This is a genomic window from Thioclava dalianensis, assembly GCF_000715505.1.
In the GTDB taxonomy this organism is placed as follows: Bacteria; Pseudomonadota; Alphaproteobacteria; order Rhodobacterales; family Rhodobacteraceae; genus Thioclava; species Thioclava dalianensis.
In genome coordinates, this window is the sequence record NZ_JHEH01000017.1 from 1 (window position 1) to 13781 (window position 13781).

13 protein-coding genes are annotated in these 13781 nt (G+C 65.9%); 6 read left to right on the forward strand and 7 right to left on the reverse strand.

The annotated features are described in order from the left end of the window. Positions 1–212, forward strand: a 212-nt coding sequence (locus tag DL1_RS13200; protein WP_038067098.1) for a Holliday junction DNA helicase RuvB C-terminal domain-containing protein, incomplete at its 5' end; no start/stop codon positions are given. Between the two features lie 50 nt (positions 213–262). Next, complete coding sequence (locus tag DL1_RS13205) at positions 263–670, forward strand: group III truncated hemoglobin (RefSeq protein WP_038067102.1); 408 nt, start codon at positions 263–265, stop codon at positions 668–670. Here the strand turns inward: DL1_RS13205 and ftsY are convergent. After that, positions 667–1899 carry a signal recognition particle-docking protein FtsY gene (ftsY, locus tag DL1_RS13210; protein WP_038067105.1) on the reverse strand — a complete coding sequence of 411 codons (1233 nt, stop codon included), beginning with the start codon at positions 1897–1899 and terminating at the stop codon, positions 667–669. The genes DL1_RS13205 and ftsY overlap by 4 nt on opposite strands. A gap of 159 nt (positions 1900–2058) precedes the next feature. Between ftsY and DL1_RS13215 the strand changes: the two genes are divergently transcribed. Together DL1_RS13215 and DL1_RS13220 are read left to right on the forward strand one after the other, a co-directional pair. Further along, entirely contained in the window at positions 2059–3270 is a 1212-nt protein-coding gene (locus DL1_RS13215) for an alkane 1-monooxygenase (protein ID WP_081856344.1), read from the forward strand. Between the two features lie 55 nt (positions 3271–3325). Next, the gene (locus DL1_RS13220) at positions 3326–3763 is read left to right on the forward strand and encodes a hypothetical protein (RefSeq protein WP_038067108.1); all 438 of its coding nucleotides are present in this window, start codon (positions 3326–3328) and stop codon (positions 3761–3763) included. A 94-nt stretch (positions 3764–3857) separates the two neighbouring features. Here the strand turns inward: DL1_RS13220 and xseA are convergent, their stop codons facing one another. Further along, the gene (gene xseA / locus DL1_RS13225) at positions 3858–5450 is read right to left on the reverse strand and encodes an exodeoxyribonuclease VII large subunit (protein ID WP_038067255.1); all 1593 of its coding nucleotides are present in this window, start codon (positions 5448–5450) and stop codon (positions 3858–3860) included. 65 nt (positions 5451–5515) lie between these two features. On the opposite strand from xseA, the gene purD reads away from it, so the two are divergent. Next, positions 5516–6778 (forward strand): phosphoribosylamine--glycine ligase, encoded by a 1263-nt coding sequence (gene purD / locus DL1_RS13230; protein ID WP_038067110.1) that lies wholly within the window; start codon positions 5516–5518, stop codon positions 6776–6778. Here purD and DL1_RS13235 read toward each other — a convergent pair. Then, positions 6775–7779, reverse strand: a complete 1005-nt coding sequence (locus DL1_RS13235; protein ID WP_038067113.1) for a YcjF family protein — start codon at positions 7777–7779, stop codon at positions 6775–6777. The two genes, purD and DL1_RS13235, sit on opposite strands and share 4 nt — an antisense overlap. Beyond that, on the reverse strand, positions 7776–9179 hold the full coding sequence (locus DL1_RS13240) for a YcjX family GTP-binding protein (protein ID WP_038067115.1): 1404 nt from the start codon (positions 9177–9179) through the stop codon (positions 7776–7778). The genes DL1_RS13235 and DL1_RS13240 overlap by 4 nt, the downstream gene beginning before the upstream one ends. Positions 9180–9321: 142 nt before the next feature. Between DL1_RS13240 and truA the strand changes: the two genes are divergently transcribed. Beyond that, positions 9322–10089 carry a tRNA pseudouridine(38-40) synthase TruA gene (truA, locus tag DL1_RS13245; protein ID WP_038067118.1) on the forward strand — a complete coding sequence of 256 codons (768 nt, stop codon included), beginning with the start codon at positions 9322–9324 and terminating at the stop codon, positions 10087–10089. Positions 10090–10106: 17 nt separating this feature from the next. On the opposite strand, the gene DL1_RS13250 is transcribed toward truA, so the two are convergent. The 3 genes from DL1_RS13250 to DL1_RS13260 form a co-directional block, all read right to left on the reverse strand. Then, entirely contained in the window at positions 10107–12023 is a 1917-nt protein-coding gene (locus DL1_RS13250; protein WP_038067120.1) for a polysaccharide biosynthesis protein, read from the reverse strand. A 121-nt stretch (positions 12024–12144) separates the two neighbouring features. Next, a complete protein-coding gene (locus tag DL1_RS13255) occupies positions 12145–12762 on the reverse strand; it encodes a sugar transferase (RefSeq protein ID WP_038067123.1) in 618 nt (205 codons plus the stop codon). Further along, positions 12759–13634 carry an NAD-dependent epimerase/dehydratase family protein gene (locus DL1_RS13260; RefSeq protein WP_051693549.1) on the reverse strand — a complete coding sequence of 292 codons (876 nt, stop codon included), beginning with the start codon at positions 13632–13634 and terminating at the stop codon, positions 12759–12761. The genes DL1_RS13255 and DL1_RS13260 overlap by 4 nt, the downstream gene beginning before the upstream one ends. Positions 13635–13781: the final 147 nt, after the last annotated feature.

The following is a 13781-nucleotide window of genomic DNA, read 5'->3' on the forward strand; positions in this document are numbered from 1 at the left end:
GCGGCGGGCCGGTGGGGGTGGAAACCCTTTCGGCTGCGCTCTCGGAGGCGCGCGATGCGATCGAGGAAGTGATCGAGCCCTATCTTTTGCAGCAGGGGCTGATCTCGCGCACGCCGCGCGGGCGGATGCTGGGCGCGCGCGCATGGCGGCATCTCGGTCTTGAGGCCCCGCGCCCGGCCCCGCCCAAACCCGATCTGTTTGGCGAGACCTGAGGCAATATGCGTGCTTGATCGCGCCCGCAGCCCCGCCTATCTCCAACCCTATGAGTGACCCGCTTGCCCGCCTCGATCTGACCGAGCCCGAGATCGACCATGTCGTCGCCCGGTTCTATGCGCGGGTGCGCGACCATGCGATGCTGGGGCCGGTCTTTGGCGTACATGTCACCGACTGGCCCGCCCATGAGGCTCGGGTCGCGGCGTTCTGGAAAGGCGCGATCCTGCGGCGTCCGGGCTATGACGGCTCGCCGATGATGGTCCATCGCCGCGCGGGCAATGTGCGCCCCGGCATGTTCTCGACCTGGCTCGATCTGTTCGACACGGTTCTGGCCGAGGAACTGCCACAGCCCAAAGCCGCCGCATGGTCGGCGCTGGCCCATAAGATCGGCACCAGTCTGCGGCAGGGCGTGGTCGAGCGCGACATGCTGCCCGGCGGCATCCCGAAGCTGCGTTAGCGGCGCGCGTCTGGCTCCAGCCCGACCAGCGCCTGCGCGAACTCTTCGGGATCAAAGGGCGCGAGATCATCAAGCTGCTCGCCCACACCGATGGCATGAATGGGCAGCCCGAAACGGTCCGCCAGCGCCACCAGCACGCCCCCTTTGGCGGTGCCATCCAGCTTGGTCATCACCAGCCCCGACACATCCGAGATCTTGCGGAACACATCGACCTGCTGAAGCGCGTTCTGCCCGGTCGTCGCATCCAGCACCAAGAGCGTGTTATGCGGCGCATCCGGGTCGCGCTTGCGGATCACGCGCACGATCTTGGCCAGTTCCTCCATCAGATCGGCGCGGTTTTGCAACCGGCCCGCCGTGTCGATCATCAGCAGATCGGCGCCGTCTTCCTCGGCCTTCTTCATCGCGTCAAACGCCAGCGAGGCCGGATCGGAGCCCTCAGGCGCGGTCAGAACCGGCACGCCCGCGCGCTCCCCCCAGACCTGCAATTGCTCAACGGCGGCGGCCCGGAACGTATCGCCTGCGGCAATCACAACCTGCTTGCCAGCGGCCCGGAACTGGCTTGCCAGCTTGCCAATCGTCGTGGTCTTGCCCGAGCCGTTCACGCCTACGACCAGCACGACCTGCGGCTTTTTCGGAAAGAGCGGCAAGGGCTTGGCGACCGGCTCCATGATCCGCGCGATTTCCTGCGCCAGAAGCTCCTTGATCTCGGTCACTGACAGCCTGCGACCCATCCGCCCCTCGGCCAGATTGGCCGAGACGCGCAGCGCGGTATCAACGCCCATATCCGAGGCGATCAGCAGCTCTTCAAGGCTTTCAAGCATCTCGTCGTCAAGCACCCGGCGCGGCTCGACCACTTTCGGCTCTGCGCCAAACATCCGCCCCAGAAGCCCCGGCTTGCGCGGCACGGGATCGGCTTTGGGCAAGGCGGGTTGGATATCGAGCGGTGCTTTGGCGGGCTGGGCGTTCTCCTGCTCGACCGGCTCGGTTACCGGGGCGGGGACGTAGCCCGGCGCGGGGAAAGTCGGATCGGGCAGCGAGACCGGCTCGGACGCGGGCGGCTCAGACTGCTCGGGTTCGGAACGGGTTTGCGGCTTGGGGGCGGCCTCCGGCTCCGGGGTCTCGGATGCCTCAGGCTCTGCTGCATTTTCGGCCACGATATCTTCGAGCCCTTTTTCGAGCTTGGAGGAAGACCGCGTGAGGCGCGATTTGAGTTTGTTGAAGAACGACATCGTGACAGGCCTTTCGTTCCCTCTCACCTAATTCATCGCAACGCCGGTGAAAAGAGGCTCGCGGCCTCTGGCGCTGCGCGGTGCTTGCCGTAAAATAGCCAAAATCGTCGCCAGACTGGCGTGCAAGCGCAGCGTCAGGTCACAACAAGCGAGCCGAATATGCACGACACTCAAGATCCCTCCCCCGCGCGCGAGGCGGATGCGCCCCCCGCACGGCGCGGGCGGGATCGGCTGCCCGGTCCGCTCGCCACGCTGTTCGGGCGTCAGGGCCAGATCCCCGACGTGGATGCCTTCGCGCTCGTCACGCTCGCCCCGGTGCCGATCCTGATCGCAGGCGCAGTGTTTGGCGGCTGGCCCGCATGGCTGGCGCTGGTCTGGATCGCGCTTTTCATCTTCTTGCTGGATGAGATCATCGCGCGCGCCGCCCCGGACGCCCCCGAAGGCTCGGAATTTCCCGCCGCAGACCGGCTGTCGATCGCGCTTGCCTGCACGCATTTCGGGCTGCTGATCTTGGCGGTCGCGGCGCTGTCAGGCCATACGTTTCTAGCGGGCTGGTCGTGGATCGCGGTGCTTCTGGGGTTTGGGCTCTTCTTCGGGCAGGTGTCGAACTCGAACGCGCATGAGCTGATCCACCGCACGGATAAGCGCCTGTTTGCGCTTGGCAAATGGGTCTATATCTCGCTTTTGTTCGGCCATCACAGCTCGGCCCATCGGCTGGTGCATCATCGGTTCGTGGCGACCCCCGACGATCCCAATTCGGCCCAGCGTGGCGAGGGGTTCTGGAGCTTTGCGCCGCGCGCCTGGATCGGGGGCTTCGTGGCCGGGCTGGAGATGGAGCGCGCTCTGGCGCAGCGCCGCGTGCCTGCCGCAGATGCGGATCTGGTGACACGGTTGCGCGTGCGGATCGCGGCGCTCGGACCCTATCCGAGCTATGTGCTGGGCGGGCTGTGGTTCGTCCTTCTGGTCGGGATTTTGTTCGGGCCGCCCGGCGTGCTGGCCTATCTTTTGCTCTGTCTTTACGCGCAGTTGCAGCTTTTGCTGTCCGATTATGTGCAGCATTACGGCTTGCAGCGCGCGCAGCGCGGCAATGGAGACTATGCGCCGGTCACGACGCGCCACAGCTGGGATGCGCCGCATCCGATTTCGGGGCTGTGGATGCTCAACGCGCCGCGCCATTCCGATCACCACGCCCATCCGGGCCGCAGATACCCGGCGCTGCGGTTGGGCGAGACGGCGGAGCCCGCGCGCCCCATGCTGCCGCGCAGCCTGCCCGCGATGGCGGCGCTGGCGCTTGTGCCCCCGCTCTGGCGGCGCGTCATGGACCGGCGACTCGCCGCGCTCGACCGCCACACGCCTGAGACGACACTCTAGGCAAGCGCCCGGCAATCTGGCAGGTTGAGCCCAACCTGAGCCTCACGGAGTGCCCATGCGCCTGTTTCTGTCTCTCGCTACCGCCGCCATCCTGAGCGCCTCGCTTGGGGCCGCACAACAAAGCACGCCCACCGATCCCCAAAGCGATCTTGGCCCGCCGCTCACTGCCGAGCAGTTCAACGCCCGAACGCTGGGGCGCACGATCACCTATTCCAGCCACGGCCAGCCCTACGGCACCGAGCAATACAAGCCGGGACACAAGGTGATCTGGGCCTTCACGGCAGACGAGTGCAAAGAGGGCGACTGGTATCAGGACGGGCAGTATATCTGCTTCGATTACGGCCAAGAGCTGCCGCTGCAATGCTGGACATTTTACGATGGCGCGCAGGGGCTTGTAGCAAAGTTTCGCGGCGATCCGGCCAGTGAGCCTCTGGGGTCGCTGAGCGAGAGCCACGCGCCCCTGAGCTGTCAGGGGCCCGGCGTCGGCGTCTGAGGCCCGTCGCGCGCAAGGGGGATCTGCTCCCACTGTCAAACCCGCAGGGTTTGTCAGCCCCCCGGGATATCTGGATCAAGAGGAAGGGGACGCCTTAAAACAGGCTGCCTTGATCGGAGCCGGGATCTGCGGGCTTTTTCTTGGCCTTTGATTTGGCGGGCGGCGCGGTGGGGCTGCCGCCGCCGGGGATCACGGCGAGTTTGCCATCGGCGAATTCGATCTCGAGGCCGGGTTGGCGGCGCGCGGTCTCGCTTTCGGTAATAACGCCCTCAGGTCCGTGGATCACGGCAAAGCCGCGTTTGAGCGTCTCTCGGTAACCCAGCGTCTGGCGCATCCGGTCCAGCCGCTCGAGCCGGTCGCGCAGCGCATCGATGCGGGTCTGCGGCAGCCGCGCAAGCCGGGCCTCCAGCCCCGCGAGCCGCGCGTGATCCTCGCGAATGCGGCGCTGCGCATCGCTTGTCATGCGCGCGCGCGCGGCCTGCAACCGGCGCTCCAGCATATCAAGCTGCTCCTGCCCGCGCCGCAGCCGGGTGCCGGGGGCCGGGCGCAGGCGCGCGGCCAGCCCGGAGAGGCGCTGGGTTTCATTGCCCATGAACTGGCGCAGCAGGCGCGGCTCGATCCGTGCCGATAGCGGGGCAAAGCGGGTGTTTTTGCGCAAGACCAGCGTGCGCAGCGCGGGTTTGAGCCGCTCGGCCCAGATGTCGTAGCTTTGCCGGGCGGATTGGGTGAGCGCTTCGGGACGGCCAAGGCCGCGCGACAGATCGTGGAGGCGCTGGCCGCGATGTTCCAGCCGTCCGCGCGCGGCCCGACCCATCCGGGCCTGCGCCTCCGACAGCCAGCTTGCCAGCTCGGCGCGCACCGGCACGGCCATCTCGGCGGCAGCGGTGGGCGTGGGCGCGCGGCGATCCGAGGCGTGGTCGATGAGCGTCGTGTCGGTCTCGTGGCCGACCGCCGAAATCAGCGGGATTTCACTCTCAAAGGCGGCGCGCACCACCGCCTCTTCGTTGAACCCCCAGAGATCTTCGATCGAGCCACCGCCGCGGGCCACGATGATCAGATCGGGGCGCGGCACCGGACCGCCCGGTGCAATCGCGTTGAAACCACGGATTGCGCGGGCCACATCGGGCGCGCAGGCCTGACCCTGCACCGCAACCGGCCAGATCAGCACATGGCGCGGAAAGCGGTCGCGCAGCCGATGCAGGATGTCGCGGATCACGGCGCCCGAGGGCGAGGTCACGACCCCGATCACATTGGGCAGCCACGGGATCGGGCGTTTATGGGCGGGGTCGAACAGACCCTCGGCGGCAAGCGCGCGGCGCCGCGCCTCAAGCATCGCCATCAACGCACCGGCGCCTGCGGGCTCCACCGTATCGACGATCAGCTGGTATTTGGATTGGCCCGGAAAGGTGGTCAGCTTGCCGGTGGCGATCACCTCCATCCCCTCTTCGGGACGGACCTCCATTCTGGCGACCTGCCCTTTCCAGGACACGGCGGCGATGACGGAGCGATCATCCTTGAGATCGAAATACATGTGCCCCGAGCGCGGCGTCGAGACCCGTCCCACTTCGCCCCGCACACGCACACGGCCAAACTCGCCTTCGATCACGCGCTTCACCGCGCCCGAGATCTCGGAGACGGTGTAATCATGCGCGTTCGAGCCGCTCTCGTCGTCCAGAAGGTCCATCAGCCTGCCTTGCCTCGCTCTTTGCGCCAGCTTAGAAGGCGGAAACGGCAAGGCCAAGGGGTAGTGAGATGAACATTCTGGTGCTGGGCAGTGGTGGGCGCGAACATGCGCTGGCATGGGCGATCAAGCAAAACCCGAAATGCGACCGTCTGATCGTGGCGCCGGGCAATGCGGGCATCGCTCGGATCGCCGATTGCGCGGTAATCGACCCCAATGACAGCGCAGCGGTGCTTGAGCTATGCGCGGCGAATGCGGTGGATTTCGTGGTGATCGGCCCCGAGGCGCCCTTGGCTGCCGGTGTGGCCGATGCGCTGCGCGAGCAGGGCTATCTGACCTTCGGGCCCTCGGCTGAGGCCGCCCGGCTTGAGGCCTCGAAAGCCTTCACCAAAGAGATCTGCGATGCCTGTGGCGCGCCGACGGCTGCCTATGCGCGCTTTACCGATGCAGAAGCCGCCAAAGCCTATGTCACAGCGCAGGGCGCGCCGATTGTGATCAAGGCCGACGGGCTGGCCGCTGGCAAGGGCGTGATCGTCGCGATGACGCTGCAGGAGGCGCTGGAGGGCATCGACGAGATCTTCGGCGGTGCCTTTGGGGACGCGGGCGCGGAAGTCGTGATCGAGGAATTCATGGAGGGCGAAGAGGCCTCGCTCTTCATCCTGTGCGATGGCGAAAACATCCTCAATATCGGCGGCGCGCAGGACCATAAGCGCGTGGGCGAAGGCGATACCGGCCCCAATACTGGCGGGATGGGGGCTTATTCCCCGGCTCCCGTTCTCACCCCCGAGATCGAAGCCAAGGCGCTTGCAGAGATCGTGCGCCCGACCGTGGCCGAGATGGCCAAGCGCGGCACCCCGTTTCAGGGCGTGCTTTATACCGGGTTGATGATCAAGGACAGTCAGCCCCGGCTGGTCGAGTATAATGTGCGTTTCGGCGATCCCGAATGTCAGGTGCTGATGCTGCGGCTGGGGGCGCAGGTGCTTGATCTGCTGCTGGCCTGCGCCGAGGGACGGCTGGGCGAGATGCGCGCACAATGGGCCCCCGATCACGCGATGACGGTGGTGATGGCGGCCAAGGGCTATCCGGGCGCTTATGAGAAGGGCTCGGTGATCGCGGGGCTCGATGCGATTTCGCAAGACAGCCATCAGATGGTGTTCCACGCGGGCACGGCCTCCCGCGATGGGACAATTGTCGCGTCCGGTGGGCGCGTGCTGAACGTGACGGCGCGCGGTGCGAGCCTCGCGGAGGCCCGGGCGCGCGCCTATGCGATGGTCGATGCGATTGACTGGCCCGAAGGGTTCGTGCGGCGCGATATCGGTTGGCGCGCGCTTTAAGCGCCGCGTGATTTCTGGCCGAACACACCGCTCAGAGACCGCCCGATCAGATTCGTCACCCGCGGTTTTTTGAGCACGCGGAACGGCATCGGGCGGCAGACCTCGAGGGCCGCGATCCCGACTCGGGCGGTGAGCGCGCCATTGACCACCCCCTCGCCGAAGCGGCGGGAGAGCTTCGTCATCAGATGCCCGCCCGTGACGGTCTCGATCAGATCGTCGCCCGCAGCCACGGCCCCCGTCGCCACGAGATGGGTCATCACCGTGCGCGCGAGCCGGATCGAGCCCAGAGTGCCCGAACGCCCGCCATAGATCTCGGCGATGCGGCGGATCATCCGCAGATTGGCGGTGAGTGCGGTGAATACATCTGCCAGAGCCAGCGGCACCAGCGCGGTCACGGTGGCCACTGTGCGCGCGGCGGCCTCGATCTCCAGCCGGGCTGCGGCGTCGAGCGGCGCCATCAGCTCGGTCTCGGCCAATCCCATCAGCGTGTCGGTATCGAGCAGCTCATCCGAGCGCTCGGCCAGACGGGTCCGCGCCCATTCCATGTCAGAGCGTGCCGCATAAAGGCCCGACACATGGGTCACGACGCGACGCGCACGGCTCAGATCGTCCGTGGCCAGCGCCTCGGAGACCTCTTTATGCACCGTATCGAGCCGCGCCAGCCGCGAGAAGGCCGCGATCTCACGCCCCGCCAGCAGCAGCGCCGCCAAGGCGCAGGCGGCGACCAGCGCGGTGCCGATCCAGCCAAGGATCGGATGGGTGGCAAACAGACCATCGATGAACCGCCACAGCGCGACGGAGATCAAGAACCCCACCAGAGCCACCAGCGCGCGCCAGAAAAACCGCGTGATCACTGAGGACCGCCGCGCGCCAAGTCGGGTTGCGATCTGCATCGCGCGCCCCTCCAGACGTTCCTCGGTTGCGGTGGGCATATCCTCGATCGGCGGTGCCTCGGCGGGCGAGGGCGCGTCGTCGATCTCGATCATCACAGGTTTCTTCATAGCTTATCCCCGATCAGGAAATCTGCCGCGCGGTCGAGCCGGATATGCGGCGGGCCGATGCCGGGCTTGAGGCTGACCGGCGCGGGGGCGAAATTCATGATCGCATAATCTCCATCGAGCCAAGCCTGCGCCCCGCGCGCGGCGGGCGCGAGAAGATAGGCCGGATCGGCGGGCAGATCACCGGGGTAAAGCGCCACGGATTTGCCGCTCGCAAGACGCCCGCGCACCGCGTTCAGCTCGGCCCCTTCATGGGTGATCACTTCTTCGGTCGTCGTGCGCAGCGCCGCGATGGAAAGCGCCTGCGTCTTGGCCCCTGCGAAATCGGCGCGGTCGCGCGCCTCGCGCAGCAGCGCCCCGGTGATCGCGGTCAAGCGCGCATGCTGGGAATGGTGCAGGTGATCCGCCTTGGTGGCGGCAAACAGGATGCGCTCGACCCGGTGCGCGCCCAGCAGCGAGGTGAGCCAGCGCGCCCGGCCGGGACGAAACGCGCTCAGGATATCGGCCATCGCAGCGCGCAGATCCTCAAGCGCTGCCGGTCCTGCGTGGATCGCACCGAGCACGTCGACGAGAACGACCTGCCGGTCGATCTTGGCGAAATGATCGCGAAAGAACGGTTTGACGACCTCGCGCTTATAGGCGTCAAAGCGGCGCTCCATCTCGCGCCGGAGCGAGCGGCGCGGAGCCTCGCCTGCGGGCAGCGGCGCGAAGGTCAGCGCGGGCGATCCGGCCATCTCGCCGGGCAACAGGAAACGCCCCGGCGTGCAGTCGGAGAACCCGGCTTCGCGCGCAGCGGTCAAGTATGCGGTGAAGCGGGCGGCCAGCGCCTTGGCCTGCGGCTCGGTGAAGTCTGCCGTGCCATCGCAGGCCTCAGCCATCTCAAGATAGCCCGGCCCCTCGGGACGATTGGGCAGCCGCGCGAGCACTTCATCAGACCATTGCGCGTAGGTTTTCTCCATCAGCCCCAGATCAAGGAGCCACTCGCCGGGATAATCCACGATATCGAGATGCACGACGCGCGGGCCGCGCACCGCGCCAAGGATGCCGCGCGACTGGATGCGGAAGGACAACCGCAGCTCCGAGACGGCGCGGGTGCCCTCGGGCCAATGCGGCTCGGGTCCGGTGAGCGCCGCGAGGTGGCTCTCGTAATCAAAGCGCGGCACGGTGTCATCGGGCTGCGGCTGCAGGAAGGCCGCCGTGATGTCGCTGGCGGCACTGAGCGCCGGCATCCGCCCCCGGTCCAGCAGATTGGCCACAAGGGAGGTGATGAACACCGTCTTTCCCGCCCGCGACAGCCCGGTCACGCCCACCCGGATCACCGGTTCGAAAAAGGTCTCGGAGACCTGCGAGCCAAGCCCCTCGAACCTGCGCGTGATGCCGTCCGCGATATTGGAAATGCCCAAAACCTGCCCCTCTCGAAGGTGTTATGGGCTCAAGATAGACAGCGTGCCGGGTGGTTGAAAGGGGCCGCAGCCCCGGGAGGCGCGCGAAACGAGGCCGCGATGGGGATTGCAGCCCCCATATCGACCGCGCTATTGGCAGCTTATGCCCAGATATGCGTTCCAGATCGAATATGATGGCGGGCCCTTTTCGGGATGGCAGCGCCAGACAGACCACCCCTCCGTGCAGGGTGCCATCGAGGCTGCGCTGGCGCGGCTTGAGCCGGGGCCGCATACAATCGCGGCTGCCGGGCGCACGGATGCGGGTGTGCATGCGACCGCGCAGGTGGCCCATGTCGATCTGCAAAAATCTTGGGATCCGTTCCGGCTGACAGAGGCCATCAACCACCACCTGCGTCCGCATCCCGTGGCGATTCTCGCCTGTGCGGAAGTGCCCGAGGATTTTCATGCGCGGTTCTCGGCAGGCGAGCGGCGCTATCTGTTCCGGCTGGTCCAGCGGCGTGCGCCGATGACCTTCTCGCGCGGGCAGGTCTGGCAGGTGCGCAATCCGCTCGATATCGATGCGATGCGCGCGGGCGCGGCTCATCTGATCGGGCATCATGACTTCACGACGTTTCGCTCGACCCTGTGTCAGGCGAAATCGCCGTTGAAAACGCTCGACGAGATCACCATCTCGGAGCAGGAGATCCCGGGCGGTGTGGAATATCACTTCCGGCTGCGCGCACGCTCGTTCCTGCACAATCAGGTGCGCTCGATTGTCGGGACTTTGGAACGTGTGGGGGCGGGATCATGGTCGCCCGAGCGGGTCGGATCGGCGCTGGAGGCCCGCGACCGCGCAGCTTGCGGTCCGGTCTGTCCGCCGCAGGGGCTCTATCTGGCCGGGGTCGGCTATCCGGAGGATCCCTTCGCCTGAGCGGCGCTAGGGGCGGATCACTCGGCGGGGTGATTGGCCGCGTTGCGCTCTTGGATCACCTGCATCTGAAGGCTCTCCGGGGCATGGCTTTGCGGCTGATATTCCGGGATCGCGCGGCCAAGGATCGCCAGCATCTCGGCCTGATCGTCGCGGTCCACCGCCTCGCGCAGATCGCGCAGCATCGCGGCGGTTTGCAGTTCCGAGAGCTGATCTTCGCGCACCCGGATGATCTTGCGATGCGAGGTGCTGCCTGCGCCTTTGCGCACCATCAGCTCTTCATGCAGCTTCTCACCGGGGCGCAGCCCGGTGGTGACAATCTCGATATCGCCTTCGGGATGGTCCGCGTCGCGGACCAGAAAGCCGCGCGCCTCGATCATCCGGCGCGCCAGATCGCGCACCAGCATCGGCTTGCCCATATCGAGCACATAGACCTCGCCGCCTTCAGCGAAACTGCCCGCGAGCAGCACCAGACGGGCGGCTTCCTGAATCGTCATGAAATAGCGGGTCACGCGGGGATCGGTAAGTGTAACCGGGCCACCACGGCGGATCTGCTCTTCGAAGAGCGGCACCACCGAGCCCGAGGAGCCCAGCACATTGCCAAAGCGCACGATGGAGAAGATCGTGTGCTCTGCCCGGCTTGCGAGGTCCTGCACGATCAGCTCGGCCAGTCGCTTCGACGCGCCCATCACAGAGCCCGGACGCACCGCCTTATCCGACGAGACCAGCACGAAGCGGGCCACGCCTGCGTCCCGCGCCGCACGGGCAAGGACCTGCGTCGAGTAGACGTTGTTTTGCAGCCCTGAGCGCAGGTTCAGCTCGACCAGCGGGACGTGCTTATAGGCGGCCGCATGCATCACGACATCGACCGAATGGTTGGCGAAAATCCCCTCGACCAGCACCGGATCGGCAGCCGATCCGAGCATCGGGATCACCTCGATGCCGTAGGGCTCAGCCAACACGCGCAATTCCTCGTTGGCGGCGTAAAGCGCCAATTCCGACAGCTCCAGCAAGATCAGCCGCGCGGGACGGCAGGACAGCACCTGACGGCACAGTTCCAGCCCGATCGAGCCGCCTGCCCCGGACACCAGTACCGTGTTATCCGCATAGGCCACGCAGCTCGTTTGCAGCGTCTGATACAGCTCGTCGCGCTCCATCAGATGGCCCGAGGTCACCGGCTCCAGCCGCGAGACAAGGCCGTTATCGTCGATCAGCTGGGCGAAAGCGGGCAGCGTCTGGACCGAGATGCCCAGCGCCTCGAACTGGCGCGACAGCACCGCGCGGCGCGCATCGGGCAGATCTGGATCGGCGAGGATCACGCGGTTGATATTGTAGCGTTCGCCAAGCCGGTCGGCCTGAAACACCGGGTAGACCTTGAGCCCGTTGACCTGCGAGCCACGCAGCGCGGGATTGTCGTCGATGAAGGCATAGACCATGACATTGGGCCGATCCATCATCTCGCGCGAAAGCTTGATCCCGGTATGGCCCGCTCCAAAGATCGCAACCCGCGACACGATGCGCGAGCGGCGATAGAGCACGCCCAGCAGCCGCAGGAGGCCGCGCCGCAATACAATATAGGACAGGAAGTAAAGCAGACCGAAGAAGACGGGGGCCGCAGCACCGACATTGTAGCCGATCGCGCGATCAAGCAGCCATCCCATACCCGACAGGCAGACGGTAAGGATCAGCGCGCGGCTGACCCCGTCGCTGTCGAAATGCTTGAGCTGGATCCGGTTGAGGCCAAGCGCCACCGACATGATCGCCGCGGTCAACATCAAGAAAGGCAACAACTGCAAGCCGCTTGCCATCATGGCGGGATCGTAACGCAGAAGCAGCACGCTCGTGACCCAGCCCACGACGGGCACAAGAAACACGTCGATCATCAGAAGAAAGAAGTTCTTCTGATCCCGGGAAAGCGTCATGTAGCGTTTAAACATCAGCGGTGAGGCTCGCGATGACAGTCCTAAAGCATGGGGTATATCGATATGGGCGAAGTAATACCAAAAGAGAGAAGCAATTGGAGGAAAATTTCTTAAGACCGTCGCATCTGAGCGACGCTCAGCGGAAGACGCCCTTGAATGTCCGCCAAATCAGCACGAGATCGAAACAAACTGAAACATGTTTTTGATACATCAGATCCAGTTTGGCCTTGGCCGGGATGCAGCGCTCGCAATAGGCCCGGTCCACCTCTTCGGCGTTGTTACAGCGGTTGAGGATCCAGTCTTCGTGACCATGAAAATATAGCGATGCCAGACCTGTGACCCCCGGCGGCGTGCGCAAGACCTCCGCATAGACCTCGGGAAAGCGCTCGACATATTCGCGCAGCGGCGGGCGCGGCCCGACGAAACTGATATCGCCGCGATAGATATTCCAGATCTGCGGCAACTCATCCGCGCGGGTTCTGCGCATGATTCCGCCCATCCGGGTGATCCGCTGGATTTTATGCCCGCCGGACACGCCCGAATCACCTGAGGCGACCTCCATCGTGCGGAATTTCAGCAGCCGAAAGCTGCGATCGGGCGTCTTCATCCGCTCGGCGGCATAGAAATAAGGCCGTTTTTCGAACAAGATCACCGTGACCATCGTGAACAGGAACAGCACGGCAATCAGCGGCGTCAGCAAGACCGCCAGCACCAGATCAAGGGCGCGTTTTGCCAAGCGTTGCGAGCGTGTCATTGGATCTCCTGTTTCACGCGCTGCATATCCTCGACCATGGCCTGCGCGTCAAGCGGGGCGGGCGCTACAAGGCCCAAATTGACCGCGCGCGTGACATCCAGCTCCACATGCGCAATGGCCGTGGGCGGGGCGGGCTGCGCAGACCAGCTCTCGCCCGCAGCTGATAGCAGCTCGTCCATGCCCACAGCGCCGGGCTGCGCGAGATTGAGACATGCGGGCAGCGTCTCGGGCTGCGCGACGGCGAGACAGGCGAGATGCGCGACCGCATCGGCCAGCGCGCTCGGACCGATATAGCTGCGCCGGGGCGCGGAGCCATCGGTGAAGACATGCAGCTTGCGCCCCTCGGGCGGGGCGGGCGCACCCAGCAGTGCATCGGCCCCCGCGACATTGCCGATCCGCAGCGCACAGCCCCGCGCCATCCCCTCCAGCACGGCCTCCACCGCCAGTTTCGAGCGCCCGTAATCATTGAGCGGCGCGCAGGGCGCGGTCTCGGACAAAAGCCCCGCACCGCGCCCATAGACGGCAGCGCTCGAGGCCATGATCAGCGGCACGCCTGCCCTGAGCGCCTGCGCGCGCGCAGCCCGGGCCAGCGCGACGTTGATCTCAAGCGCCGCGGGCGGGCCGTTGATGCGCCCTGCGAGAAACAGCACCGCATCGGATTGCGCACAGGCCCGGGCAAAGGCCTCTGGTGCCTCCAGCGGATCAAAGATCGGCCCGCCAAGCCCCAAATCGCGACGGGCCTGCCAGATCGGCGTCACGGGCGGGCCCTCCGGTGCACGCGCCCAAGCGGCGGCGATCAACCGCCCCAGCCGCCCGCTGCCCCCCACGATCAAAAGGCGCGGATGACTTGAGGACAGGGATGGGCTTGGCATGTGAAGGGCTCCGGCTCTGGCGCGGCAAGGTCGCGCGAACAAAGGCCGTTAGAGCATTCCGCCAATCCTCGCGCAACGTCATGTCTCGCGCCGCGCGCGCCCTCAGGCATCTCTCCGGTTGATACCGATACAATCGGCTGACTGGAC